This is a genomic window from Aliiroseovarius marinus (assembly GCF_050881025.1).
GTDB lineage: Bacteria > Pseudomonadota > Alphaproteobacteria > Rhodobacterales > Rhodobacteraceae > Aliiroseovarius > Aliiroseovarius marinus_A.
In genome coordinates this window covers 953,351-978,167 of the sequence record NZ_JBNNXQ010000001.1, presented here as the reverse complement: position 1 = coordinate 978,167, position 24,817 = coordinate 953,351, and the positions used below count along the sequence as shown (strand labels likewise).

Genomic DNA, 24,817 nt, shown 5'->3' with positions numbered 1-24,817 from the left:
AAGCTGTGCTGAAACCCGTTTGGGATTGGGAACGAGAAGATGTTGGGAAAGTTCTCTGATCGGCCCAGAGGCAATCAAAACAAGGGCGATACCGCTCAGTTCATTTGAACCTGCAGAGGATACTGACCGTCTTCAAACTCACCAAAAAGGTCCGGTAAGTCTGGATGACCAACAGGAACACCTGAATAATCCGCAATCAGATTCTGCTCGGACACATAGGCCACATAGTAGCTCTGATCATTCTCAGCCAGAAGGTGATAGAAGGGCTGGTCCTTATCCGGGCGGCTGTCTTCTGGGATGGCATCATACCATTCCTCAGTATTTGAAAACATGGCGTCCACATCAAAAACCACCCCGCGAAACGGATGTTTCCGGTGGCGGACAATCTGTCCAAGATGATATTTCGCGCGTGATTTCAACATAACTCAGACAACCCCTAACAATGTCCTACCGTTTTAGGGCGGGGAATGTCCATGCGGGGTCGTTGGTTTTTTAGGAAACAAACTGTGGACGGATGACGCGGTGGGTTGTTGTATCCATGCGGCAAAGCCGTGCCAATCTAGCTGCACAGCACCGCTTTCAATTTCCTCTCTCCGATTTTTAGGCTATGTTCGTGGCAAAATAACAAAGATACGCGAGAGGCAGATGAGCAGACTTCTTCGCGCAGCCGTGATCCTTCTTTTCGTGGCGTCCTGTGGGGGTGGAAACTCCAAGGCGCCGCGTAATCTGGACAACGCCTGCAGCATTATTAAGCAAAGGCCCAAAATCTACCGGGCCATGAAGCGCACGGAACGTAAGTGGCATGTCCCTGTTCACGTGCAAATGGCAACGATCTATCAGGAATCCAAGTTCATCAAGGACGCGCGTACGCCCGTGAAATACGTGCTCGGCGTGCTGCCCATGGGCCGTCAAAGCTCTGCATTTGGCTATGCACAGGCATTGGACGCCACCTGGAAAGAATACCAGCGGGCCGAAGGTGGTCGTGGCGCGCGGCGCACAGACATCAAAGATGCGACAGATTTCATGGGTTGGTACATGAACGAAACGCGGGATGTGACCGGCATTCCACTTACAGATGCACGCAACCAGTATCTGGCCTATCACGAAGGGCGTACTGGATATCTGCGCGGCAGCTACAAGTCGAAGACATGGCTGATGCGGATTGCCGGAGAAGTCGGTGCCCGGTCACAAATGTATCAGCGGCAACTCGCCAGCTGCCGCCGTTGATCAGCACAAAGGCATCGTCACTTCCGCTGATTGATCGCGTGTGAAATCGAGAACAGAGACGCCCCAAGCGGGGCGCCTTTGGCAAGCTCACCCAAGATTACGGTGGTCTTCGACCCGCCACCGTCGGTGATCACCCATTGCCGCAACTCGGTTGGATTGGCGGTAAATTTCAGCTCGATCGTACCGATATCAGGGTTTTCGGGGTCCCGCGCTTTCACAGTGGTCGCCGTGCCGTCATAGCTGTGACCCACAACCATTTTCGCCCGACCAAGATTCACGTTCTTGGCAAGGATCAGGTTCAGCGGCGTGCGCTTCAGCGGGTATTGCTGCGGGCCCGTGTTGGACTTTCCATCAAAGATTGCCACTTGCGAACCACCGGCAACCACCAGGGCATCCATTGGAGGATTGTATTCGAACCGCGCGCGTCCGGGGCGTTTCAAATAGATTGTACCGGTTGAAATGGTCCCGTCATCATTGATCTGGGTGAAAGGCGATTTCGCCGTCGTCAGCCGGTTCAAATAATTCGAGATCTTGTTCAGAGAAAGCTTCTCGGCCGTGGCGGCCAAAGGTGTTGCCGCAAGCACCAGCGCGGCGATGGTCGTACGCAAAAGGGTCATATGTCCTACCTTAACTGCTCGGGCTTATCTTATCCCGTTTGATATGGGGATGATAAGCCCGAACAGCCGGTGATAGGCGATAACACGCGCAGGGTATTACTTGGCAACTGCGGCTGTTACGATCACTTCGACCTTTAATTCAGGTGTCGCAAGGTCTGCGGACCCTGTTGCACGCGCCGGGGCGTGACCTTTGGGAACCCAAGCGTCCCAAACCTCGTTCATCTCGGCGAAATCCTTCATGTCGGACAGCCAGATCACGGCCTGCAACATGTGCTGGGTGGACGAGCCTGCCTCGTCCAGAAGTTTTTCAACACGGGCCAGACATTCGCGGGTCTGGTCTGCCACGCTGTCGCCGGGATTACCGACCTGACCAGCAAGATAGACGACCTCTTTATGGGTGACGCTCTGGCTCATGCGGTCGGTCGTGTGACGTCGTTGGATCATTGGTTTGCCTCGATTTATCGTTGAAGATTGGCGCCGGCCCGCATGGGGTCGGCGCTGCCCGGATCGTTGTCCGAAGTCTCTATTGCTGCTCGGGAAGCAGAATTTCGCGTTTGCCGACATGGTTCGAGGCAGACACAAGCCCCTCGTCTTCCATCTGCTCAACCAGACGCGCGGCTTTGTTGTAGCCGATGCCTAGTTTGCGCTGGATATACGAGGTCGAACACTTGCGATCCTTCGCGACAATCGCCACGGCCTGATCGTAGAGCGCATCCTCTCCGCCGGTATTGCCGCCAGTATTCAAACCAAGGACGGCGTCGATATTGTCGGCCTTGTCATCCGCGGGGCCTTCCACCACGCCGCCTACATAGTCGGGTGGGCCGAAGCTTTTCAGATAGGTCACGATCTCTTCGACCTCTTCATCCGAGACGAAGGGGCCATGCACACGGGTGATGCGCGCGCCGCCTGCCATGTAAAGCATGTCGCCCATGCCCAGAAGCTGCTCGGCGCCCTGCTCGCCCAGAATGGTGCGGCTGTCGACTTTCGAGGTAACCTGGAAGGAAATCCGGGTCGGGAAGTTCGCCTTGATCGTGCCGGTGATCACGTCGACCGACGGGCGCTGCGTGGCCATGATGATATGGATGCCCGAAGCACGCGCCATCTGCGCCAGACGCTGGATGCAGGCCTCGATTTCCTTGCCTGCTACCATCATCAGGTCGGCCATCTCGTCGACCACCACCACGATATAGGGCAGTTTCTCGGGCGCGAATTCCTCGCTTTCAAAGATCGGCTCACCAGTGTCGTCGTCAAAACCGGTCTGCACGGTGCGTTCGAACATCTCGCCGCGTGCAATCGTGTCGGCCACACGGCTGTTATAGCCTTCAATGTTGCGCACGCCCATCTTGGACATCTTGCGATAGCGGTCTTCCATCTCGCCCACCACCCATTTCAAAGCCACAACGGCTTTTTTCGGGTCGGTCACAACAGGCGACAGAAGGTGCGGAATGCCGTCGTAAACGGAAAGCTCCAGCATTTTCGGATCGATCATGATCATCCGGCATTCTTCCGGGGTAAGGCGATAAAGCAGCGACAGGATCATCGTGTTGATCGCCACAGATTTACCCGAACCGGTGGTGCCTGCGATCAAGAGGTGAGGCATCTTGGCGAGGTTCGCCACGATGGGGTCACCGCCGATATCCTTGCCCAGCGCCAGCGGCAGGCGCATGTTGGCGTCGCCGAAATCGCGGGCCGAAAGGATCTCGCGCAGGACCACTTTCTCGCGGTTTTCATTGGGCAGTTCGATGCCGATGACCGAACGACCAGGCACGGTCGACACACGGGCCGACAGGGCCGACATAGAGCGCGCGATGTCGTCGGCCAGACCAATGACGCGGCTGGCTTTCAAACCGGGGGCCGGTTCCAGTTCATACATGGTGACCACGGGGCCGGGGCGCACGGACACGATCTCGCCTTTCACACCGTAGTCATCCAAGACGGTTTCCAACATGCGCGCATTTTCTTCCAGCGCCTCGTCGGACAGGTGATGGCGTTCGATCGCCACCGGGTTGGTCAGAAGGCTCAACGGAGGCAGTTCAAAGTCGGGATGGCTTTCATCAAACTTCAATGTCGGCTGGGCCTCGGCCTTGGCACGGGTCGAGGGCTGGATCGCCTTTTTGGGCGGGTGCTGAACGACTTTCTTCGCGGGTTTCACAAAACCGGCCTGCGGTGGCGTGTAGACGCGCGGTTCGGGCTGCGCCTCGGGGGCCATCAGGTCTTCGACAATCAGGTCGTCATCATGAGCCAGATCATCACCCTGATCCTCGGCAAATGCCATGGGTGCTTCGACAGGCGAGGCGGAAAGCGCTGGCTCTTGACCAAAGGGCGCAATTTCCGGTTCGGCCATGGGTGCTGTTTCCAGGATCATCGGGTCCGGGCCGCGACGGTGACGGGCGACAGCGCGCTCCAACGGTGGCTCTTCGCGCGGCGCTGCCTCCATTGCGACCTGGCGTTCACGGTTTTTCAGGGCCGAAGCGACCTTGGCGCGAATACGGTCTTCACCGCCCAGCGTTTCGGGGACTTCCCCTTCAAACACCGGCTGCTCGACCAGTTCAGGTTCGGGCGCGCGACGGATAAGCGAGGCCAGAAGGCCTTGTTTTTGCGGGGCCGGCGCGGGTTGAGGATCAGGGTGCGCCATCGCGTGTGGAGCCTGCGAAGCGGCGGCCTCGACCGGCGGTTCTGCACGCAAGACACGTGAGGTGCGCAGGGGCGGCGGGGCCGAAAACTCCTCGGCAAAAATATTGTCTTCATCGTCCTCATAGCCAGCCAGCCGGTCTTCCTTGCGGGCGGCATGACGGGCCTGAACGTGACGCGCTGTGGCGGCCGCGCCAATGGCAGCACCTTTTGCGCTTTTACCCAGCAGGGTCATAAGCCCCGCATAGGACATGATCACACCGACCATGAGGAATTGCGCAATGCGGCGCAGTTCGAACCGGTCCATACCAAGTGCGAACAGAAGAACAACCACGCTAAGAGCTGCAAAAATCAGCGACATGATTTTCAAGCCGGCACCTGCGCTGAACGGCAAGCCCGCAAGAAGCGCGCCAAGAACCGTGTCGCCAAACAGACCCCCAAGACCGAAAGAGTGGGTCCAGCCAGCACCGGGCACCAAGGTCGATGCATAGACCGAACAAATGGCAATCGCGATCGGGGCGAAAATGATCCGACCCAGCGCACGTTCTTCCCCAATGTGAAAGGTCATACGCAGACCCCAGACAACCAGCACCAGCGCCAAAGCCCAGGCCCCGAGGCCCGCGATGACAGACAAGGGAGATGCCAAATAGGCGCCCACACGCCCCAGCGCATTCTGCACCGGTGCTTCGGTCGCAGACATCCAGCCCGGATCTTCGGGAGAGTAGCTGCCCAGCATCAAGGCAACCATGATGCCCAACACGATCAGCCCGATGCCCAAAAGCTCTTTGCCGCGCCGTTCGATCACCGCTTGGGTGTTGCTGTCAAAGATGGGGTCTCGCTGTTTTGCCTGATACGCCATGCCACCTCGTCCTCACTTATAGAGACAGTCGCGAAGCTGGATGAGCCCGCGCTGCATTTCTTGTTTTGGGGCCACCATGGCGACCCGGATATACCCCTTGCCGGGGTTTTCGTTATTCACGTCTCGCGACAGATAAGCGCCGGGCAGAACCCGCACGCCGGTCTTAGTCCAAAGCTTCATGGCTGCCGCTTCGCCATCATCAACGGGCAACCAAAGAAAGAAGCCTGCCTCTGGGGGCCTGTATCCTGCGACGCCGTCGAAAACCTTGTCCGCTATTGAGTATTTTTCCTGATAGAGCGCTCGGTTCTCGGCCACATGCGCTTCGTCCGTCCAAGCCCGCTCAGCCACGCGTTGCAATGGCAGCGGCAGCGGGGCGCCGGCATAGGCCCGCAATTGACGGGTACGCTGGATCGATGCAAGTCCACCCGCCACAAAGCCAGAACGCAAGCCCGGCAGGTTCGAACGTTTCGAAAGCGAATGGAAAATCGTTACTCGGTCAGGATCAGCGCCACCTTCGCGCGCAACCTCGAGAGCACCGGGCGGGGGGAGATCGCGATAAATCTCGGAATAGCATTCATCCGCGAAAATCTTGAAATCGTATTTCTCGGCCAAGGCAATCAGGTTCGCCCAGTAGTCGCGATCCGCCACGGCCCCCTGCGGGTTGGTGGGCGAGCAGATATAGGCGACCTCTGTCCGGTTCAAAATCTCAGGCGACAGCTGCGAATAGTCGGGCAGGAAGTTGGTCTCGGCCGTGGCGGGAAGGAAAACAGGCTCGGCCCCCACGGTCACTGCAGCGACCGCATAGACCTGATAAAACGGGTTTGGGATCAGAACGACGGGCTTTTCGCCGCGCGCCGTCTGTTCCGGGCAAAGCGCGATCAGTGCATTGAACAGACCTTCGCGGGTGCCGTTCAGCGCCATGATCTGATCTGCGGGCAATTCAATATCGTAGCGGCGTTTGATCCAGCCGGAGATCGCATCAAGCAACTCCGGAGCGCCATCATTTGGCGGGTATTTCCCAAAGCCGTCAGCGTTTTCGGCAAGCACCTGCGGCACCCATTCAGGGAATGGATGCTTGGGTTCGCCAATCGTCATATGCATGACCTCGCCGCCCGGCGCATGAGCGTCGAGAAGGGTCCGCAAACGCGGAAATGCATATTCGGGCAAGCCGGTAAACCGCTCGGGAAACGTCATGGTAACGTCTTTATACTGCCTCAGATATCGGGATCATTGCGCCCCGTTTCCCCTGACGATAGCCCGCAAAATCGCGCGGGTCCAGAAAAACGCAGAAAAAATCAGCGCTTGGAGGGGGGAGTTGTGGCTTTTAGGACAACACGGCCTCTGCCGCAGCACCAAGACGCAACAGCCGTTCTTCACCCATTGGCGCGCCCAAAAGCATGATCCCGGCAGACGGCAAGCCGGTGGGCAAGCTCAACCCGCAAGACCCCATCAGGTTGCCAATGCGGGTGTTGCGCAGCGCCCAGAGGTTTTCTTCGACATAGTAATCATGGTCAGTGAGCAACCGGTCCACATTGGGCGGCATGATCGGAGAAGACGGCAGAACAACCGCGTCATACCCAGCGGTCAGGGCGTGAAATTCCTCTCGGATTGCCTTTAGTCGCTGCCACGCCTGAACGAATTCCACCCCGGAAAACTGTGCCCCCGCCCGGAACCGATCGCGTATTTCCGGATACATCAGGTCGGGCCGGGCATCGATTTCATCACGCCATGTGGCATAGGCTTCCGTGGTAAAGAGCACACCGGAAAGCGCCAGCGCCTCGTCAACATGTGGCAAATGCGCGTGTGTGACCGCGGCGCCACCATCCATCAGCCGCCCCAAGGCGCTGTCAAAGCCGGCGAACGGCTGGTCGCGGCAATGCTGCAACCCGTTTTCCAGCACCAATAGGCGCACGCCTTTGAGCCGGGCTCCTCGAAGATCGACGGCCTGCTCACCTTCGAGTGCCGCCAGCATCAGGGCGGCATCTTCCACGGTTCGGCACAGCGGCCCCACGGTGTCAAACCGCGCCACCAATGGCACAACACCTTTCAAAGACACCCGCCCGGCAGTGGTTTTCAGCCCGACGAGATCGTTCCACGCTGACGGGATGCGCACCGACCCGCCGGTATCCGACCCGATGCCACAGGCCGCAAGCCCAAAGGCGACCGAGGTCGCGGCCCCCGAAGAGCTGCCGCCGGACACCGCTGCGTGATTGTTCACGCATGGGCTGGTTGCCGTGACTGGATTGAGGCCCAATCCCGAGAAGGCCAATTCGCTCATATGCGTTTTTCCAAGACAAACCAGACCAGCAGCGGTCGCGTTGCGCAAAACCTCTGCGTCTTCAACGGGCACGCGCCCTTTTAATAGCGCCGATCCAGCCTCGGTCGCGACGCCCGCCGTATCAAACAGATCTTTCCAACTGATCGGTACGCCATCAAGCACGCCAAGACGCTGGCCAGCGCGAGCACGGTCAGAGGCTGCGCGCGCTTCGGACAGAGCGCGACCTTCAGTGACACGCGCATATATGCGGTCTGCAAATGGATGCGCCTCGATCGCGTCCAGATAGGTCCGGGTCAGATCAAGTGGGTCAATGTCACCCGCCCCAATGGCGCGCCCCAGATCGCCCATATTCATCTTCAACCATTCGTCGCGCATTGCCGTCTCCCCCGGGTTCTTTTCTTTGGACGGTAGCGACACCTGCGCGCATGGACAATCCCCGCCGCAGAGTTCAGAAAGGAGCCATGAAATTCGATGCTGATATTCTAATCGCAGGCGGCGGGTTGAACGGCCCGGCCCTTGCGCTGGCTTTGGGCGATACAGGCTTTAAGGTCACAATGGTCGATGCCTTGCCGAAAGGTGCGCGTGGCGGGGATGATTTCGACGGGCGCGGATATGCGCTGGCGCTTGCCTCGCAACGTTTGCTGGCAGCACTTGGCGTCTGGTCGCAGATCGCAGCAGATGCCCAACCGCTTCTTGATATTCGCATCTCGGACGGGCGTCCTGGCGAAGGCCCCGGCCCCTTTATACTGGAATTTGATCACGCCGAGATTGATGAAGGTCCGATGGGCTATATGGTCGAGGACCGTTTTTTGTCTCGGGCATTTCTGTCTGCCGTGGAAGCGCATCCGAACGTCACGCTGATTGATCAGGACAGCGTCGTCGCACAGGAAGTCGCGCCGGGCAGTGTGACGCTGACATTGGCATCGGGCAAAAGCCTGACCGGGCGTCTTGTGGTGGGATGTGACGGGCGTCGCTCGGGCACCGCAGAGCGTGCGGGTATCGGGCGGCATGGGCATGACTACGGTCAAACCTCGCTGGTATGTGCGATAGATCACGCGCTGCCGCACAATGGCGCGGCCCATCAGTTCTTCATGCCGGCGGGGCCGCTGGCAATCCTGCCGCTGCCGGGCCGACAGTGTTCGATCGTCTGGACAGAAACCCACGAAGAAGCGGCGCGCATTCACGGGTTGGATGATGCCGGTTATCTGGACGAGCTTCGTCCGCGCTTTGGGTCTTTCCTTGGTGACATCGGCCTTGCGGGGAAACGCTTCACCTATCCTTTGAACCTGACCATCGCGAACAGCTTTATTGCTGACCGGCTGGCACTGGTCGGAGATGCAGCACATGGGATGCACCCGATCGCCGGACAGGGGTTGAATGCGGGGTTCAAAGATGTGGCGGCGCTGGCAGAAGTTCTGACCCAGGCACGCCGGCGCGGTGAAGATATCGGACGTCTGGACGTGTTGGAGCGGTATCAGGAATGGCGTCGCTTTGACGTGGCGCAGATGGTCGCGGCAACCGAAGCCACAAACCGTCTCTTTTCAAACGACAACCCGATTTTGCGCGCCACGCGTGACATTGGGTTGGGGATCGTGAACGCCCTTCCGGGGTTGCGACGCGGGTTCATTCGCGAAGCTGCAGGCTTGACCGGGGACCTGCCCCGGCTGTTGCAAGGCCGGCAAATATAACCCTAACACTTTGATTTCATTATGCCGCAACAGCATCATGCGCCCTGCGCATACGCTATTCGTTATCGGCATTTGCCCCTTACCCCCAGCCGCGACTAGCGTCTTTGGCACAAACACAGGGGAGTAATTCAATGACAAAGTTTGTCCGTAGCCTCGCGGCATTTGCCGCCGTGGCGACCATGTCGTCGGCCGCACTGGCTGAAAACACGGTACGCGTGGCCTATGACGCTGACCCGGTCTCGCTTGATCCGCATGAACAGCTTTCGGGCGGCACGCTTCAGCTGTCGCACATGGTGTTCGACCCGCTGGTACGCTGGACCAAAGATTTGCAGTTCGAAGCCCGTTTGGCTGAAAGCTGGGAGCAGATTGACCCAACCACAATGCGTTTCAAGCTGAAGAACGGAGTGAAGTTCCACTCTGGCAACATGCTGACCGCAAAAGACGTCGACTGGACTTTTGATCGCTTGAAAGCCAGCGACGACTTCAAGGGTATCTTCGCGCCCTTCACCGATGTCGAAGTTGTCGATGACATGACCTTCGACCTGAAGACCGCCGAGCCCTATCCGCTGGTACTGCACACCGCGACCTACATCTTCCCGATGGACAGCGCGTATTATACCGGCACCACTGATGACGGCAAAGACAAGTCGGAAATCGTCAAGCACGGCGACAGCTTCGCTTCGCGCAACATCTCGGGTACTGGCCCGTTTGTCGTGACCGAACGTGAACAGGGCGTGAAAGTGGTCTTTGATCGTTTTGACGGTTACTGGGACACTGAAACCGCTGGCAACGTCGACAAAATCATCCTGACGCCGATTAAAGAAGACCCGACCCGTGTGGCCGCGCTTCTGTCGGGTGACGTTGACTTCATCGCACCGGTGCCGCCGACCGATCTGAAACGCGTTGGCGATGCTGACGGTGTTGACCTGATCACCATGGCTGGCACACGTATCATCACCTTCCAGATGAACCAGAACCGCGTCGAGGCCTTCAAGGATCCGAAAGTGCGTCTGGCAATCGACTATGCTGTGAACAACGCTGGTATCGTAGACCGCATCATGCGTGGTTTCGGCACCGTGGGTGCACAGGCATCGCCGGCTGGCTACCTGGGTCACGACCCGGCCATCACACCGCGTTTCGATCTGGAAAAAGCCAAGGCTCTGATGGCTGAAGCTGGTTATGCTGATGGTTTCTCGATCACCATGATGGCGCCGAACAACCGCTATGTGAACGACGACAAGATCGCACAGGCTGTTGCGTCGATGCTGTCGCAGATCAACATCAAAGTTGACCTGCAGACCATGCCAAAGGCCCAATACTGGCCCAAGTTCGACGAGCGCGCTGCAGACATGATGATGATCGGCTGGCACGCAGATACCGAAGATTCGGCGAACTTCCACCAGTTCCTGTCGGCATGCCCGGATGAAGCTACCGGCAACGGTCAGTACAACTCGGGCGCATACTGCAACACGATGGCAGATGACCTGATGAATGCGTCGAACAGTGAAACCGATCCGGCCGCACGCGCTGCACAGCTGCAGAAGCTGGAAGGTATCCTGTACGAAGAAGCCGCCTTCATCCCGCTGCATTGGCAGAACCTGGCTTGGGGTTCGAAGTCGAACATGAACTCGGCTGACATCGTCAACGCCCTGAACTTCCCCTACTTCGGCGACCTGGTCGTTCAGTAAGGAAGATAATTTTCCGGGCCGGCTGGTGTCGGCCCGGACACATCATTTCCACGCCAGCCCCGGGATATCCCGTGCAAGCGCCAGAAGCCCCGGCAAGCGTGACCAAACAAACCTACAAAGGTCAGGACGATGTTTGCCTATCTCGTAAAACGAGTTTTTCAGGCCATTGCAGTGATGTTCGTCATCTCGGTCATTGGCTTCGCCATTCAGGGCAACCTGGGCGACCCCTTGCGCGAACTGGTTGGTCAGTCCGTATCTGAAGAAACCCGTCAACAGTTGCGTGACGAACTGGGGCTGAATGACAGCTTCATGACGCAATACCTGCGCTTTGCAGGCAACGCGTTGCAGGGTGATCTGGGCACCTCCTATTTCTTCAAAGAGCCTGCGCTGGACGTCATCCTGAAAAAACTGCCCGCCACGCTGGAGCTGGTGATCGGCGCGACACTCATCATCGTCGGCCTGTCCGTTCCGCTGGGCGTTTACACCGCCATCAAGCCCAACACGATACTCAGCCGTATCATTATGGGAATCTCGATCATTGGCATCTCGATCCCCGTTTTCCTGACGGCAATCATGATGATTTTCGTCTTCTCGGTCGAATATGGCTGGTTTCCATCCTATGGCCGCGGTGACACGGTTCATGTGTGGGGATATTGGGAGACAAACTTTGCCTCTGCAGATGGCTGGATGCACATCATTCTGCCTTCTTTCGCGCTGGCGTCGATCATGCTGCCCTTGTTCATCCGCCTGATCCGGTCCGAGATGATGGAAGTGCTGCAGTCTGAATACGTGAAATTTGCAAAAGCCAAGGGCATCAAACCCTCGCGCATCTACTTCCTGCACGCGCTGAAGAACACGCTTCTGCCCGTGATCACCGTGGGCGGTGTGCAAATTGGCACCATGGTCGCCTATACGATCCTGACCGAAACCGTTTTCCAGTGGCCCGGTATGGGGTTCATGTTCCTTGAGGCCGTGAACCGCGTCGATACTCCGCTGATCGTTGCGTATCTGATTGTCGTGGGCTTCATATTCGTGGTCACCAACACGATTGTTGACCTGATTTACGGCTTGGTGAACCCAACTGTAAACATCGCGAGGATGGGCGCATGAACACGGAAACCATCACCCAAGCCGCCGAACCCTCGCGTTGGTCGAAGGCGTGGAACTCCAACATGGGGTACAGCTTTCGCAAAAACCCCGTCGCGATTGTCAGCATGGTGATCTTCCTGATCATTGCTGTCGCAGCCTTCTTTGCACCGTTGATTGCGCCTTATGATCCCTATGATCCGGCATCCATCGACATCATGAATTCCGAGTATCCTCCGTTCTGGGTGTCCGGCGCCCTGCCTGATTTCTCGTTGGGGACGGACGATCAGGGGCGCGACCTGTGGTCGACGATCCTTTATGGCACGCGCCTGTCGCTTTTGATCGGTGTTTGCGCCGTGGCTTTGCAGGCATTCTTGGGCATCTCGATTGGTTTGATCGCGGGCTATGTCGGCGGACGTGTCGACAGCCTTCTGATGCGACTGGCCGACATCCAACTGAGCTTCTCGACGCTGATGGTTGCCATCATCTTTCTGGCTGTCACGCAGGCGATGTTCGGGTCCGAAACTTTCAACCAATATGCGGTTTACTTCCTGATTGCCGTGATCGGCGTGGCCGAATGGCCGCAATATGCGCGTACCGTGCGCGCCACTGTGCTGGCAGAGAAGAAGAAGGAATACGTGGACAGTGCGCGCGTTCTGGGCTTTGGCCCGGCGCGGATCATGGTGCGCCACATCCTGCCCAACTCGCTATCGCCGATCTTTGTCATCTCGACCGTTCAGGTGGCCAACGCCATCATTTCCGAGGCTTCTCTCAGCTTCCTTGGTCTTGGCATGCCCCCAAGCCAGCCGTCGCTAGGCTCGCTGATCTCGTCAGGCTTCGACTACATCTTCTCGGGCAGCTGGTGGATCACTGTCATTCCCGGCGTTGTTCTGGTCGTACTGGTGCTTGTCATCAACCTGCTGGGCGACTGGATGCGCGACGTCCTGAACCCGAAACTTTACAAGGGGTGATGTGATGAGCCTTCTTTCCGTCCGTGATCTGACCGTGAAATTCGCAATGCGCGACCAGACGGTCACCGCCCTGAATGGCATCTCTTTTGACCTGGCAAAAGGCGAACGCCTTGGCATTGTCGGCGAAAGTGGTGCGGGCAAATCCATCACCGGTTTTGCGCTTTTGAACCTGCTTAGCCGCCCCGGTTATATCGACAGCGGCAGCATCATGTTCGAAGGCGATGATGTTGTCGAAATGTCCGACCCGCAGCTGCGGCAGTTGCGCGGCAACCGGATGGCCATGATTTTTCAGGACCCAATGGTGACCCTGAACCCGGTCCTGACCATCGGCCAACAGATGATCGAAACCCTTCGTACGCACAGGAAACTGTCGAAAGAAGAGGCGCGTCAGATCGCCATCGTAAAACTGCGCGAAGTCTATATTCCGTCACCAGAAGAGCGGTTGGAGCAGTACCCCCACGAGCTGTCAGGCGGCATGCGGCAAAGGATCATCATCGCGATCGCCCTGCTTCTGGACCCGCAGTTGATCATCGCAGATGAACCCACAACTGCGCTGGATGTCACCATTCAGGCTGACATCATGGAGCTGATGCTGGAATTGTGCCAATCAAATCAGGTTGGCTTGATCCTGATCACGCATGACCTTGGCGTGGTCAGCCAAATGACCGAACGCACGTTGGTTATGTATGCAGGCCGCATCATCGAAGCCGGTCGCACGCGCGAGATCATCAATGATCCGCAGCACCCCTATACTCAGGGTCTGATCAACGCTTTGCCACAGCAAACACTGCCGGGTCACCGGCTGAAGCAAATTCCGGGCAACATGCCTTCGCTGACAAGCATCCCTGTTGGGTGCCCGTTCAATCCGCGCTGCGAATACGCCACGGATCTGTGTCGGTCACGTATCCCCGAAATTTCTCATTTCGGTGAAGTCGAGGTCGCCTGCCATGAAGTTCAACGATTGCAATCAGGCAATGCCCGCCGGGAGGCTTTGAAATGAAGGATATCGCAACCGACGCGCAATCGCCGCTGCTTGAGATCAGAAACCTAGAGAAACGCTTCGACCTGGATCAGGGCTTTCTGGAAACCATCAAGTTCAAAGGTGGGCGGTTTGTGCGAGAGGCCAGATCGGTGCATGCAGTGAACAATGTCTCGCTAGAGGTCGCACGGGGTGAAGCGCTTTGCGTGGTTGGCGAAAGTGGCTGCGGAAAATCGACCGTCGCACGGTTGGTAGCCGGCTTGCTGACACCCAGTTCCGGCGAAATTTTTTATGACGGCGCCCGGATCGACAACAGAACGCGCAATCAGATGCTGCCCTTGCGCAAGAAGATCCAGATGATCTTTCAGAACCCCTATGCGTCATTGAACCCGCGCATGACCATTCTGCAGGCCTTGGAAGAACCGGTGCGTCATCACAATCCGGGCTTTTCGGCCGCCGAGGTGCGCGACAAGGTGGCCGAGGTTATGATGTCTGTCGGTGTCGACCCAAGCTGGGCCAAACGCTATGCACACGAGTTTTCCGGTGGCCAGCGCCAACGTATCGCCATTGCGCGCGCGCTGACGGTCGATCCAGAGTTTATCATCGCGGATGAACCAATCAGCGCACTGGACGTTTCCATTCAGGCGCAGGTGCTTAATCTGATGCTGGAAGCCAAGGAAAGCCGGGGGCTGACCTATCTTTTCATCACGCACGATCTGAGCGTGGTTGAGCATTTCGGCACCCGCGTCGCGGTGCTCTATCTGGGAACGGTCTGCGAGGTTGCCGATACGGCAACTCTGTTCTCGTCGCCAAAACATCCCTATACTCGGGCCTTGCTGTCCGCAGTGCCGCAGCTGAAGGACGATCGGCCCAATCATATCCGCCTGAAGGGCGAGATTCCGACGCCGATCAATCTGCCTCAGGGCTGCCCGTTCGAAAGCCGCTGTGTCTTCGCGAACAGCAGATGCAAAAGTGAAAAGCCGAAAGCCATTCACCAGCCCGATGGCAGCATTGTTGCCTGCCACGCCCTTGAAGAAGGACGGTTGGAGAGCGAGGCAGTCGGCCCTTAAGGCGAACTGGTCCGTTGGATATAATCTGGCTGAAAGACTTCGAGGCTTTGGTGGCGTGTCGCAATTTCTCGCGGGCGGCAGAAGATCGAAATGTGAGCCAACCCGCTTTCTCGCGCCGTATTCGCGCGCTTGAAAACGACATCGGTGTGCGCCTGATCAACCGCGAAACCCTGCCGCTGACATTGACCCCGGCAGGCGATGTGTTCTTGTCGCAAGCCCGGATCATGCTGCGAACCTATGAAGAAACCATAGAACGTTGTCAGACTGTGGATGCCGCAGGAGAGAACGTGATCCGCATCGCCGCCCCTCAGTCGCTTTACATGACGCATTACAGAACCCTGATCACGCCTTTGACCAGCGAGGGCGGGATTGATACGGATCTGAACTCCACATCCTGGGCGGCCGATCAGTTCGTCAGTGCGCTTCAGCAAAGCTATTGCGATGTCATCCTGAGCTATTGGCATCCATCAATGGATTTCCTTGGCCCTCTGGAAGTGGCAAATTTTGAACATCTGACATTGGCGCATGATCGATTTCTGCCGGTGTCCCGCAGCACCAAAACGGGCAGCGCGGAATTTGGGTTTTCACCCGGTGGAAAAGAGGCCGTGCCGCTTTTGTCCTACGGCGCGGTATCTGCACTACGGTCCGTTCAGGACGGTATGATCGAACAGTTGATCAAGCCTCAGAAAGTCTTTGTCGTGAACCAAAACGCCCTGGCCAACAGCGTCAAGGCGATGATCCTTGAAGGGTTTGGCATGGGGTGGCTGCCAGAAAGCCTGATCCGGGACGAACTGGACGATGGCCGGTTGAGCGTGGTCGACGGTCGGCTTGGTACCGATCTGGAAATCCGCGTCTATCGCAACCCCAAAAACTCCAAACCCTCGTTGGATACATTGTGGGATGGACTGCAGACCATATCCAGCGCACTCAGCGAATGACCACGTCGCGATTTGCCCTCACAAGGCACCGCAGAAATGGTTAACGATTTCTAACCCCCCGCACGCGTGGCTTAACTCTTTTTCAACTCCTGACCCTAGAACGCTTTGTGTCCCCGCCACCGGTACGAATAACCGGCGGCAAGCACAGTGCTACATGTCAGGAGCTGAGAATGAGCAACCCTTTCGAGAACCGATCGCTATCCCTGCGCGGCCCCGCAACCGATATTGCGCCGATCACCCCTGCGGACGCCGTAGACCTGCCTGATGTGGCGGTCGCGCTTTATGTGGAAACCGGCGGCGCTTTGGCGATCACGACCGTGGCCGGGCAAAGCCGCACCATCACCGTCGCCGACAACTCCATCCTTCCGGTGGGGGTCACTCAGGTGGCCGCGACAGGAACCACGGCAAGCGGCATCCACGCTTTCGTGTTGATCTGATGATGGGGTTCGGGCTGGATATTCCCACCGTCGCGACCCAGCGACGGGCGGGGCCAAGCGGGCCGGCGCCGTTTTCGCCGCTGGACGTTTCACCAACAGTTTTTCTGGATCCATCCAACCTGTCATCTTTGTATCAGGATGCCGGTGGCGGCATCCCGGTCAGCGCAGATGGGCAGCCCGTCGGGCTGGTTCAGGACCAAAGCAACAATGGTATCGACCTGTCACAGGCCACCAGCGCTGCGCGTCCAACCTATCGCACTGACGGCACTTTGCATTGGCTGGAAACCGATGGGGTAGACGACACTCTTGTCTCTGCGCCGGTTTTGGATGTTGCGAACCCGGTGACAATGGTCATCGGCTACCAAATGATCACCGCGACAGGATCTTCGCGGGTCAATCTGGCTGAAATCAGCAAAAGCCCGACCAATGGTATTTCAGCCGGTATCCGCCCAGGCATTGATCGATTTCAATACTATAGCCGCCTGTCCGATGAGGGCGTATCAGCCACAAATTTGGCCGGAACCACCTGGGGCGGGCACACACCTCATGTCATCACGGTTCTGGCCACCAGCGGGAATATCGAAGCACGGCTGGACGGGAATGTTGTCTTGAACACATCCCAGAATCTGACTTCTCAATCCGTGCCCAACCAGCCGCTTCGCGTGGGTTTGGGCGCGGTTACCGCTTCGATCCCAGGCGCATTCAAGCTTTTTGGCCTACAGGTTTGGAGTGCAGGCAGCACGCAGCCGACAGCCTTTGAGCTGGCAGAGCTGGAAAGCTGGATGGCCACAAAAATGGGAGTTTCGACATGAGCCTTCGCATCACCATCGCTTGCCCAGAAGCCCATATCGCAGACGCCAATCAACTGGCGCTTTGCGTAGGAAACTCAGAGGCAGATATTTACACCTTCCGTGACAGCCGGTGGGAAGATGGGGATGGGAACCGATTTGCGCTTGCATCGTTGCTGGCCAGCGAAGATTTCCCAACGCTGGCCTCGCAACCTCTTGTGGCCCCCGCGCATGCACCGGATGCCGATCTGGTTGCCGCCGGACGCGCGCAGATGAAGCTGACCATCTGGACCCCCTACTCTGAGGGGCCGTTTCCCTCGACCAGTGTAGACAAACTTCTCGCCGTGATTGGTTTGGAGCCAAGTCTGACCCTCCCCCTTTTGAACTTGTCGCCAGTTGCCACGATTGATCCGGCCTAGTTCACCGAAATAAGTGCCCCCCTCCATCTGTTCAGGAGGGGAAAACCCTTTGTGTCCGCCTTAAAATGTGTTAACAACTACAAGGTGTGGTGGAGTGAAGTTGAAACAATCATGAGGTGTCTCATGTTCGACTTTAGCTCAGTGTCTGATGCCCCTCGCGCACATGCGAGAGGTGTTTTTTACCGTAATCATATGGCCTATCGGGTTGGAAAAAGAGTGTTCGACCTCGTTCTCAGCATTCTTCTTTTCCCGATCCTTGTCGCTATTGCGCTAGGTTTGCTGCTTTTAAACCCGTGGTTTAACGCCGGACCTTTGTTCTATGTGCAGCGACGCATGGGCAAATCCTGTGCGCCGTTTAACGCGTTGAAGTTTCGCACCATGCATAGCTGCAATGGGCCAGCGCGTGGACCTGAAGATCCGCTTGAAACCGACAGGATTACGCGCCTTGGCCGTTTCCTGCGGCAAAGCCGCATCGACGAACTGCCACAAATTCTGAACGTCCTTCGCGGCGAGATGAGCCTGATCGGCCCGCGCCCGGACTGCTATGAACACGCCATGTCCTACTTGACAGAGGTGCCCGGTTACCGCGAGCGCCACCGCGTTCTGCCCGGCATCAGCGGTTATGCGCAGACCGAAGTGGGCTACGTCCAAGGGGCGGAAGAAACCCAACTGAAGGTCGAAGCGGACCTATACTACATCCGCCATCGAGGATTTGCTCTGGAGCTTTGGTTGCTTGGGCGCACTTTGCAGACAGTCTTTCGGCAAAACGGGCAATAGCGAGTGACCGCCACATGAATATCCACCAAAACGCCAGCCCTGTTTCCGCCACCACTCAAAGCGATGCGCGCGCACCGGACGCGCGATTTGATCCGGTTGAAATCCTTCACACCCTGTGGCGGCGCAAGAGATTCATTTTGGGCGTCGGAGCGGCCTGCATGTGTCTTGGGGGGATGTATGGATTTCGCATCGCCGAGCCGCATTATGCGGCAACCACCACGTTGATCTTGCAGCCGGGCCAACAGCAGATGCCGGATTTGAACGCCGTCATGGCCAATGTCTCGACCGAAATCTCCAGCATGAATACCGAACTGCATGTCATCCGTTCCCGGGGGTTGGTCGAGCAGTTGGTCGACAGGCTACAGCTGACGCAAGACCCTGAGTTCAATCCAGAGCTCAGAACAAGATCGCTACTGAGCGTTGCAAGTCTGAAAGACGTTCTGCGTTCTGTTCTGGCGGGTCAGCAATCAACTGTATCGCCCGCCACAGACGTGATGCGCGATCAGGTGGTGCGAAATGTTCAATCCAGCATCTCGGCGCAACTGCAGCGCAACTCCTACCTGTTTACCATCAGCATCACTTCGCTGGACAAACAGAAAGCCGCATTGATGGCCAACACGCTGGCCGAGCTTTATCTGGAAGATCAGGTTCGCGCCAAGTTTGCAGCGGTTGAAGACGCCGTGCTGTGGCTATCGCAAAGGGTCAGTACGCTTGAGACAGAGCTTCGAAAGCGAGAAGATGCCGTCGCCGAAATGCGTGGCCGCGCAACCGCAGCCAGTCCGCAAGCGCTTAAACTGGCTAATACGCAACTAAAAGACACAAGGCGGCGTCTTGCCAATATGCAGGAAGCGGCGGTGAGTGGACGTGCCCGTCTGGATAAACTGATGGCCGCCAAAGACGCAGGCAACCTGCCCGTCATGGCGGATCTTTCGCAGGATAAAACCCTGTCGCGTCTTCTGGCTTCGTCGGACAGCTCCCAAGCGTTTCAGGAGCGTTTCAAGCAGGTGGAAACACGGCTTCAAACCAATCAGGACAGGCTTACGCTTCAGTATGATGCGCTTCTGCGTGCCGAGAAAGAACAAGCTGCCATGGTAGAACAACAGGCCGCGGATCTTGCACAGCTGCAACAGCTTGATCGGGAAGCACAGGCGACCCGCGTGCTTTATGAAACCTTCCTGACGCGGTTAAAGGAAACCAGTGTGCAACGTGGGCTTCAACAGGCCGACAGCCGCATTTTATCCGAAGCCGTTCAGGGAGTTTATGTCGCGCCACGCAAATCACTTATCCTGATCCTGTCCCTGATGGCAGGAATGCTTGGGGCCGGAGGTGCGGTTCTGGGGCGCCAGTTTCTGCATTCCGGATATCGAAACGCCGCTGATCTGGAGCGTGATACCGGTGTTCCGGTTCTGGGGCAGGTGCCGATCATTCCAATCAAGGATCGCAGTCAGCTTCTGGGGTTCCTTTCGGGGCAGCCAACTTCTGCCGCGACCGAAGCCATCCGAAATCTGCGCACGTCCATCCTGATGTCCAATCTGGACAATCCCCCGCAGATCATCCTGTCCACATCATCGGTCCCCGGTGAAGGGAAAACCACGCAGTCCATTGCTTTGGTGCACAACCTTTCTGGATTGAACAAACGTGTTTTGCTGATTGAAGGTGATATTCGTCGGCGGACCTTTGCGCGGTATTTTGACGCCGACCATACCTATGGAATCGTCTCTGTGCTGTCTGGCACCACCACGCTGCCGGAGGCGGTGTTCCACGATCCCTCCCTCAAGGCGGACGTTCTGGCTGGCGAGCTTTCACATGCGAATGCGGCGGATGTATTCGCCTCGGCCAAGTTTGAAGAGCTTCTGCAGCAAGCCCGTATCGCCTATGACTATATCGTCATTGATACGCCGCCGGTTCTGGTCGTACCCGATGCGCGCGTGATCGCCCGTCACGCGGATGCCGTGCTCTACTCGGTGGCATGGGATAACACGAAGCGGTCACAAATCGCCGAAGGGATGCGCCAGTTCGACATGGTCAACATACCGATCACAGGTATGGTCTTGGCGCAGATCGAACCCGAAGGCATGGCGCGCTACGGTTATGCCGGAAACTACGGCGCTTACTCGACCTTCGGAGACGGCTATTACGGCGCGCGCTAGCCCTTAAGACCCGCTGTCTGGATTGGCGGCTTTGTTCACAAGGATCGGGAATGCCTGTTGCAGGGCGCGCGACCATTTCGTGATCGGTTGTTCTTCGATGAAGACGATGTCATTGGGTCTCATCTCCAACCGCGTGGCCAAGGTCATGTTGATCACATTGCGCGCATCCAGTTTCCACGCGGTGATTTCGCTAAGGTCCTGCCCGGAACGCAGCACATAAATCTGTGTGGGATCGCCAGTTGTGGTATCAAACCCCCCATTTTCATAGAGCACATCCGCCAATGTGGCCTGACGCCCATAAGGCAGCGCCGTTCGGCCTTGTCGTTTCACCTCGCCCGCCAAGTAGACATAGTGGCGTTCCTCTGCGTCCAGCTCTGCCCGGGCGGCAAATGTATCGCGCCGTTCATCCAATGCCGCACGTCGAAGCGAAATCTCTGCATCCAGTTCGGCCAATGCCTCTCGCCGGGCCGAGCGTTTCAGGCCAATGGCGTCAATCTGCGCCTTATAAAACCCCATCGCCCGATCAAGGTCATAGCTTTTGTCGACAAACACCGCATCGCCCTGCAAAAGCGGAAGATGTCGCATCTTGGGGTCGTTGCGGAATGTGCTGACCGGCATCTGATACAATGAGCCATTGCGGTAAATACGGATCGCGGTCAGGTCGGCGTCTTTGGCTGAAATGCCGCCCGCCTGTGCCAATGCTTCGCCCAACTCAAGCGGGTTCAGCGTGACGGGGACCAGACCGCCGCGTTTTACTGCACCACCAACCGCCACATGTTGCGAGTTGAACTCGGCGATCTCCAGGCTGAAGGCCGGGTCGACATTGTTGGAGACAAGCGCCTGAAACAACGCGTCTTCGGCTTGCTCCAGGGTCAAACCGGCAAGCTCAACCTGGCCTATATCCGGAATAGAGATCGTTCCATCATCACGTACCGTATAGCCTTGCCGTTGGTTCTGCGCGGCCAAAAGACCCGACAAACCTTCGATGGTAGATGCGGATCCCTTGGTCGCCAGAAGCACCACATCCCCGACCCCAATCCGATAGCGCGGTGGTTTTTGCGCTTTTGGCAATCGGGTTTCGATCGCCTTACGTGACTGATTTGGTCCGTCGGGCATCTCTGGCAGTGCGCCCGCGCCGCGCAGACCACTGCCGCCGGCCGCAGCATAGAAAGCCGCAGGCAGCGCCAAAGGGGTATAGTTTGAACGGTTTGCCACCGCGACCGCTTGCGGGGTTAAAGGCACGACTTTGACATCCATTCCCGCCGCCTGCGATTGCACGGTAGGGCTGTTATAGGTCACGCCACAACCCGCCAGGGTCACGGCAAGAGAAGATGTTAGAACACTGGTACGCAACAAGGAGCGAAATGATGTCATATTGATCTCCTAGGGGCTTTTCTGTCCCGGCGGGGCCGAGATCATCTCGATGGTCGCATATCCGGCGCCCTCGCTGATCCATTGATAGGATTTCACAAGGCTGCCGCGCGTATCACGCCAGTAAAGGTTCGTAATTCTGAGCGTCCCGGCATGGCAGTTTTCCACAAATCGACGGGCGTCGGTTGTGCCGTTTGCCAGCAAGATCCGTTCAGGGTTTCCGGGCTCCAGACTGCAGGTCAGCGTCGTGCCCCGGATTTGGTTTTCGCCCGAAAGGTGGCGGGTTTGACGCTGGTAGGTTCCACCCTGCCCCTGCGAGAGCAGTTTTGGTAGCGGACCCGCATCCTGCGCCATCAGATCATCGCCAAGCCCGCGCGTCGCCACCAAAACGCCTTGCAGAAATGACAGGCTGACCCGGTCACCGCTTTGCCATGTGGTCACCGGCCCATTCTTCCCGCTGGGGGTCAACGACGCCACACGTGGGGGCGATCCGGCTTGCACCAGAATGACGCCACGAGACACCACATGGGCAGGAAGACTGGCGATCTGAGCGCGAGCAGCATCAAGTGATGGTCCTGCGGCAGGACGCAGACAAGCAGCAAGAAGCAACAAGACAAGAGGGGCAAATCGGGTCATTTCCAGAACCTCCCCCATCCACGTTCCAACCCGGCAACATGTGACCCGCGCACGGTCTCGTAAAGGCGTTCGGACAGGTCAAGCCGGGCGCCTCCATCACGGGTTACTGGGCGAATTGTGGTCTGATAGCTGTCTTGACGCGGACGGCCTGACACCCATGCCAGCGGGATGGTGAACCGCAGGCCTTTATCAAAAGACCCCTCGCCAAAATCTGCGGCGCTGACATTGGTAAAGGTCGCGAAACCACCCACCTTCCAACCATTGTTGAACTCACGATCAAGGGTCACGGTTGCGCCCCAATCTCCGGCCAGATAGCGCCCGGCATCAACCTGCGCATGGAACCCGCGGCCCATATCCCAATAAAGCGACGCGTGGCCGGTTGCGACGCCGTAATCCCTTAGCCCAAACAGCTGGTCATAGTCGCGCTGTTTGACGTAATTCAGCTCCAGCCCCAGCGCGATACGGCTATCGATTGGCTTCCACAGCAGCTCACCTGAAATCCCGGCGAACATCGGCTCAAGATAGCCTGCCGTGATGCGCCCATAGAGAGCATCTCCCGGCTGGAAAAAGTAAGCGGCGGTCAACTCTGTCAGCGCGGTGCCACCTTCCCGCTCATAGAGGTTAAAATCCGAACGCACATGCGGCAGGACCGATGTCGAGGGCCGGGTGCTTTCATCAAGATTGCCCAGCAGACGCTGACGCATCACACCTGCGAGAACCAGCCCGGGCGCAGGTTCGAAACGCGCAAACAGCTCGGCGCCCACATCCGCACGCAAAGGGTCATCCGGGTCAAACAGGCTGGTCGACAGATAGGGTTTCACCCCCCAGTCAAGCAACGGGTAGCGATCAGGATCGACAGCTGATGCCCGCGCTGATTTTGCCGATGTGATCTGCGCCCGTGAATAGCTGAGTTGCGACCCATCCACATGATGTTCAAGCGCTTCAAGATCGGCGCGGGCAAGGGTGACAGCTGCCCCGGTGAGCCCGTTTGACACAGGGGTCAATGTGAACCGCGTGATCTCAGCTGGCAGCGCTGCCGTCATGCGGCGCGCGGCGCGCCCAATGGCCTGCGCCGTGTTGGGGAATGAGAGGTTTTCAAACGTGACGTTGATATGGGCCCCGGTGCGTGACACGCCGTGCAACCTTAGCCCTTCATCGGCAAAGGCCTGACGCAGGCGGGCGCGCAGGGCGTTTTCGGACAGATCACCCCAGCCAAGCGCGGCGATTTGTGAACGTGGCACAACCGGTTGCGGCGCCGGATCCGTGCCTCCGCCCGATCGCGGATGGCGCGGGTTTAAGCTGAGCGTCACGCCTGCCCCAATCTCGGACCCATAGAGGTATCTCAGGTCAAACCGCATATTTTGCGTGGCCTGATAAGACAGGCCAAAGTTGATCGGGCTTTTGCGATCAAACGCAGTGCCATCTTCGTTCGGATAGGCGTCGGAGGAATATTCCAGCGTAAACGACAACTTCTCGGTCGCTAGGTACTCGATCCCGCCAAAAAACGCAGCAGGACCACGAAACCAGTTGTTGCCGTGAACGTTGCCGCCGAAATCGCCTGCTTCCCGGCCCGGGCGGTGATCAAAACCATCCCACAAGACAGAAAGAGGGTTGTCGAAGCGACCAACCCCAGCCAAACGTCCCCAACCAATCCCGCCGGTCACGCGAAGACGTGGGGCAATTGTCTTGGTGGCCACGACATATTCAGAGGAATACTGTCCGGTACCCAGAAAATCATTCAACCCAACCGCCAGCGCGGGCCAGAGAGCGGTTTCATCCATCAGCCGGTAATGCAGGGAAAAACTGCGATCAAACCGGTAGGGCACAACAGGCTGTCCCGGATAGGGGCGGATATGGTTCAGCGACGAATACCGAAAAGACCCCGACAAACGCGGCGTGATCTGAAAGGTCAACGTGTTGCGGGTTTGATTGCGAAAGTGGCTGGTGGTGAAGGCCAATTCGCCATCCTGCCGACTAAGGGCCTGCGGCATGTCAATCAGACCCGGATACCCATAGCTGTTAAACCCTGCCCATGGTTCGGCATGCGCGGTATTCGGCGGCAAAACCAACCCCGTCACCAGACAGGCGACAGGAAAATACGCAGCCAGAGACCTGCGTGATTGGGGGCGGTTGGCGCTCATGGTTAATACATACCTGAATTGCAAATGCACTTCACGTAAAAACCTGTGGTTGTATTTGAAAAATCC

At 57.6% G+C, this 24,817-nt stretch carries 22 protein-coding genes; 13 read left to right on the top strand and 9 right to left on the bottom strand.

What is annotated here, in order from left to right:
* Window positions 1-95: 95 nt before the first annotated feature.
* Window positions 96-422, bottom strand: coding sequence for a heat shock protein HspQ (gene hspQ / locus ACRY08_RS04625; protein WP_432448676.1), 327 nt, complete (start codon window positions 420-422; stop codon window positions 96-98).
* Window positions 423-645: 223 nt separating this feature from the next.
* On the opposite strand from hspQ, the gene ACRY08_RS04620 reads away from it, so the two are divergent.
* Window positions 646-1,227, top strand: coding sequence for a lytic transglycosylase (locus tag ACRY08_RS04620; protein WP_432448675.1), 582 nt, complete (start codon window positions 646-648; stop codon window positions 1,225-1,227).
* A gap of 17 nt (window positions 1,228-1,244) precedes the next feature.
* Here ACRY08_RS04620 and ACRY08_RS04615 read toward each other — a convergent pair whose 3' ends face one another.
* The 5 genes from ACRY08_RS04615 to ACRY08_RS04595 all read right to left on the bottom strand — a co-directional run bounded on the left by ACRY08_RS04615 (window position 1,245) and on the right by ACRY08_RS04595 (window position 7,987).
* On the bottom strand, window positions 1,245-1,844 hold the full coding sequence (locus ACRY08_RS04615; protein WP_432448674.1) for a LolA family protein: 600 nt from the start codon (window positions 1,842-1,844) through the stop codon (window positions 1,245-1,247).
* Window positions 1,845-1,940: 96 nt separating this feature from the next.
* On the bottom strand, window positions 1,941-2,288 hold the full coding sequence (locus ACRY08_RS04610) for a RidA family protein (RefSeq protein WP_432448673.1): 348 nt from the start codon (window positions 2,286-2,288) through the stop codon (window positions 1,941-1,943).
* A gap of 79 nt (window positions 2,289-2,367) precedes the next feature.
* Window positions 2,368-5,334 carry a DNA translocase FtsK gene (locus tag ACRY08_RS04605; RefSeq protein WP_432448672.1) on the bottom strand — a complete coding sequence of 989 codons (2,967 nt, stop codon included), beginning with the start codon at window positions 5,332-5,334 and terminating at the stop codon, window positions 2,368-2,370.
* 12 nt (window positions 5,335-5,346) lie between these two features.
* Window positions 5,347-6,528, bottom strand: coding sequence for an aminotransferase class I/II-fold pyridoxal phosphate-dependent enzyme (locus ACRY08_RS04600; protein ID WP_432448671.1), 1,182 nt, complete (start codon window positions 6,526-6,528; stop codon window positions 5,347-5,349).
* A 130-nt stretch (window positions 6,529-6,658) separates the two neighbouring features.
* Window positions 6,659-7,987 carry an amidase gene (locus ACRY08_RS04595; RefSeq protein WP_432448670.1) on the bottom strand — a complete coding sequence of 443 codons (1,329 nt, stop codon included), beginning with the start codon at window positions 7,985-7,987 and terminating at the stop codon, window positions 6,659-6,661.
* 86 nt (window positions 7,988-8,073) lie between these two features.
* On the opposite strand from ACRY08_RS04595, the gene ACRY08_RS04590 reads away from it, so the two are divergent.
* From ACRY08_RS04590 to ACRY08_RS04535, 12 genes are all read left to right on the top strand, one after another.
* Window positions 8,074-9,300: an FAD-dependent monooxygenase gene (locus ACRY08_RS04590; RefSeq protein ID WP_432448669.1), complete on the top strand. Its 1,227-nt coding sequence runs from the start codon at window positions 8,074-8,076 to the stop codon at window positions 9,298-9,300.
* Window positions 9,301-9,431: 131 nt separating this feature from the next.
* Complete coding sequence (locus ACRY08_RS04585; protein ID WP_432448668.1) at window positions 9,432-10,988, top strand: ABC transporter substrate-binding protein; 1,557 nt, start codon at window positions 9,432-9,434, stop codon at window positions 10,986-10,988.
* 129 nt (window positions 10,989-11,117) lie between these two features.
* Window positions 11,118-12,098, top strand: coding sequence for an ABC transporter permease (locus ACRY08_RS04580; protein ID WP_432448667.1), 981 nt, complete (start codon window positions 11,118-11,120; stop codon window positions 12,096-12,098).
* Entirely contained in the window at window positions 12,095-13,045 is a 951-nt protein-coding gene (locus ACRY08_RS04575; protein WP_432448666.1) for an ABC transporter permease, read from the top strand. The genes ACRY08_RS04580 and ACRY08_RS04575 overlap by 4 nt, the downstream gene beginning before the upstream one ends.
* A 4-nt stretch (window positions 13,046-13,049) precedes the next feature.
* On the top strand, window positions 13,050-14,045 hold the full coding sequence (locus ACRY08_RS04570) for an ABC transporter ATP-binding protein (RefSeq protein WP_432448665.1): 996 nt from the start codon (window positions 13,050-13,052) through the stop codon (window positions 14,043-14,045).
* Window positions 14,042-15,094, top strand: a complete 1,053-nt coding sequence (locus tag ACRY08_RS04565) for an ABC transporter ATP-binding protein (protein WP_432448664.1) — start codon at window positions 14,042-14,044, stop codon at window positions 15,092-15,094. Before ACRY08_RS04570 ends, ACRY08_RS04565 begins: the two co-directional genes overlap by 4 nt.
* A 14-nt stretch (window positions 15,095-15,108) precedes the next feature.
* A complete protein-coding gene (locus ACRY08_RS04560; RefSeq protein ID WP_432448663.1) occupies window positions 15,109-16,032 on the top strand; it encodes a LysR family transcriptional regulator in 924 nt (307 codons plus the stop codon).
* A gap of 170 nt (window positions 16,033-16,202) precedes the next feature.
* Window positions 16,203-16,469 carry a spike base protein, RCAP_Rcc01079 family gene (locus ACRY08_RS04555; RefSeq protein WP_432448662.1) on the top strand — a complete coding sequence of 89 codons (267 nt, stop codon included), beginning with the start codon at window positions 16,203-16,205 and terminating at the stop codon, window positions 16,467-16,469.
* Window positions 16,469-17,281 (top strand): hypothetical protein, encoded by an 813-nt coding sequence (locus tag ACRY08_RS04550; RefSeq protein ID WP_432448661.1) that lies wholly within the window; start codon window positions 16,469-16,471, stop codon window positions 17,279-17,281. The genes ACRY08_RS04555 and ACRY08_RS04550 overlap by 1 nt, the downstream gene beginning before the upstream one ends.
* Window positions 17,278-17,676, top strand: coding sequence for a hypothetical protein (locus ACRY08_RS04545; protein ID WP_432448660.1), 399 nt, complete (start codon window positions 17,278-17,280; stop codon window positions 17,674-17,676). The genes ACRY08_RS04550 and ACRY08_RS04545 overlap by 4 nt, the downstream gene beginning before the upstream one ends.
* A 123-nt stretch (window positions 17,677-17,799) precedes the next feature.
* Window positions 17,800-18,453, top strand: coding sequence for a sugar transferase (locus tag ACRY08_RS04540; protein ID WP_432448659.1), 654 nt, complete (start codon window positions 17,800-17,802; stop codon window positions 18,451-18,453).
* 14 nt (window positions 18,454-18,467) lie between these two features.
* Window positions 18,468-20,603 carry a polysaccharide biosynthesis tyrosine autokinase gene (locus ACRY08_RS04535; RefSeq protein WP_432448658.1) on the top strand — a complete coding sequence of 712 codons (2,136 nt, stop codon included), beginning with the start codon at window positions 18,468-18,470 and terminating at the stop codon, window positions 20,601-20,603.
* A 3-nt stretch (window positions 20,604-20,606) separates the two neighbouring features.
* On the opposite strand, the gene ACRY08_RS04530 is transcribed toward ACRY08_RS04535, so the two are convergent.
* From ACRY08_RS04530 to ACRY08_RS04520, 3 genes are read right to left on the bottom strand one after another with little or no spacing between them, the layout of a single operon-like run.
* Window positions 20,607-21,977, bottom strand: coding sequence for a polysaccharide biosynthesis/export family protein (locus ACRY08_RS04530; protein ID WP_432448657.1), 1,371 nt, complete (start codon window positions 21,975-21,977; stop codon window positions 20,607-20,609).
* 9 nt (window positions 21,978-21,986) lie between these two features.
* Window positions 21,987-22,610 (bottom strand): YjbF family lipoprotein, encoded by a 624-nt coding sequence (locus tag ACRY08_RS04525; RefSeq protein ID WP_432448655.1) that lies wholly within the window; start codon window positions 22,608-22,610, stop codon window positions 21,987-21,989.
* Window positions 22,607-24,751, bottom strand: a complete 2,145-nt coding sequence (locus tag ACRY08_RS04520; protein WP_432448654.1) for a YjbH domain-containing protein — start codon at window positions 24,749-24,751, stop codon at window positions 22,607-22,609. The genes ACRY08_RS04525 and ACRY08_RS04520 overlap by 4 nt, the downstream gene beginning before the upstream one ends.
* Window positions 24,752-24,817: the final 66 nt, after the last annotated feature.

Excerpts from the sequence above, each read along its gene's own strand:
- hspQ (WP_432448676.1), bottom strand. The coding sequence starts at position 422 with ATGTTGAAATCACGCGCGAAATATCATCTTGGACAGATTGTCCGCCAC.
- ACRY08_RS04620 (WP_432448675.1), top strand. The coding sequence starts at position 646 with ATGAGCAGACTTCTTCGCGCAGCCGTGATCCTTCTTTTCGTGGCGTCC.
- ACRY08_RS04615 (WP_432448674.1), bottom strand. The coding sequence starts at position 1,844 with ATGACCCTTTTGCGTACGACCATCGCCGCGCTGGTGCTTGCGGCAACA.
- ACRY08_RS04610 (WP_432448673.1), bottom strand. The coding sequence starts at position 2,288 with ATGATCCAACGACGTCACACGACCGACCGCATGAGCCAGAGCGTCACC.
- ACRY08_RS04605 (WP_432448672.1), bottom strand. The coding sequence starts at position 5,334 with ATGGCGTATCAGGCAAAACAGCGAGACCCCATCTTTGACAGCAACACC.
- ACRY08_RS04600 (WP_432448671.1), bottom strand. The coding sequence starts at position 6,528 with ATGACGTTTCCCGAGCGGTTTACCGGCTTGCCCGAATATGCATTTCCG.
- ACRY08_RS04595 (WP_432448670.1), bottom strand. The coding sequence starts at position 7,987 with ATGCGCGACGAATGGTTGAAGATGAATATGGGCGATCTGGGGCGCGCC.
- ACRY08_RS04590 (WP_432448669.1), top strand. The coding sequence starts at position 8,074 with ATGAAATTCGATGCTGATATTCTAATCGCAGGCGGCGGGTTGAACGGC.
- ACRY08_RS04585 (WP_432448668.1), top strand. The coding sequence starts at position 9,432 with ATGACAAAGTTTGTCCGTAGCCTCGCGGCATTTGCCGCCGTGGCGACC.
- ACRY08_RS04580 (WP_432448667.1), top strand. The coding sequence starts at position 11,118 with ATGTTTGCCTATCTCGTAAAACGAGTTTTTCAGGCCATTGCAGTGATG.
- ACRY08_RS04575 (WP_432448666.1), top strand. The coding sequence starts at position 12,095 with ATGAACACGGAAACCATCACCCAAGCCGCCGAACCCTCGCGTTGGTCG.
- ACRY08_RS04570 (WP_432448665.1), top strand. The coding sequence starts at position 13,050 with ATGAGCCTTCTTTCCGTCCGTGATCTGACCGTGAAATTCGCAATGCGC.
- ACRY08_RS04565 (WP_432448664.1), top strand. The coding sequence starts at position 14,042 with ATGAAGGATATCGCAACCGACGCGCAATCGCCGCTGCTTGAGATCAGA.
- ACRY08_RS04555 (WP_432448662.1), top strand. The coding sequence starts at position 16,203 with ATGAGCAACCCTTTCGAGAACCGATCGCTATCCCTGCGCGGCCCCGCA.
- ACRY08_RS04550 (WP_432448661.1), top strand. The coding sequence starts at position 16,469 with ATGATGGGGTTCGGGCTGGATATTCCCACCGTCGCGACCCAGCGACGG.
- ACRY08_RS04545 (WP_432448660.1), top strand. The coding sequence starts at position 17,278 with ATGAGCCTTCGCATCACCATCGCTTGCCCAGAAGCCCATATCGCAGAC.
- ACRY08_RS04540 (WP_432448659.1), top strand. The coding sequence starts at position 17,800 with ATGTTCGACTTTAGCTCAGTGTCTGATGCCCCTCGCGCACATGCGAGA.
- ACRY08_RS04535 (WP_432448658.1), top strand. The coding sequence starts at position 18,468 with ATGAATATCCACCAAAACGCCAGCCCTGTTTCCGCCACCACTCAAAGC.
- ACRY08_RS04530 (WP_432448657.1), bottom strand. The coding sequence starts at position 21,977 with ATGACATCATTTCGCTCCTTGTTGCGTACCAGTGTTCTAACATCTTCT.
- ACRY08_RS04525 (WP_432448655.1), bottom strand. The coding sequence starts at position 22,610 with ATGACCCGATTTGCCCCTCTTGTCTTGTTGCTTCTTGCTGCTTGTCTG.
- ACRY08_RS04520 (WP_432448654.1), bottom strand. The coding sequence starts at position 24,751 with ATGAGCGCCAACCGCCCCCAATCACGCAGGTCTCTGGCTGCGTATTTT.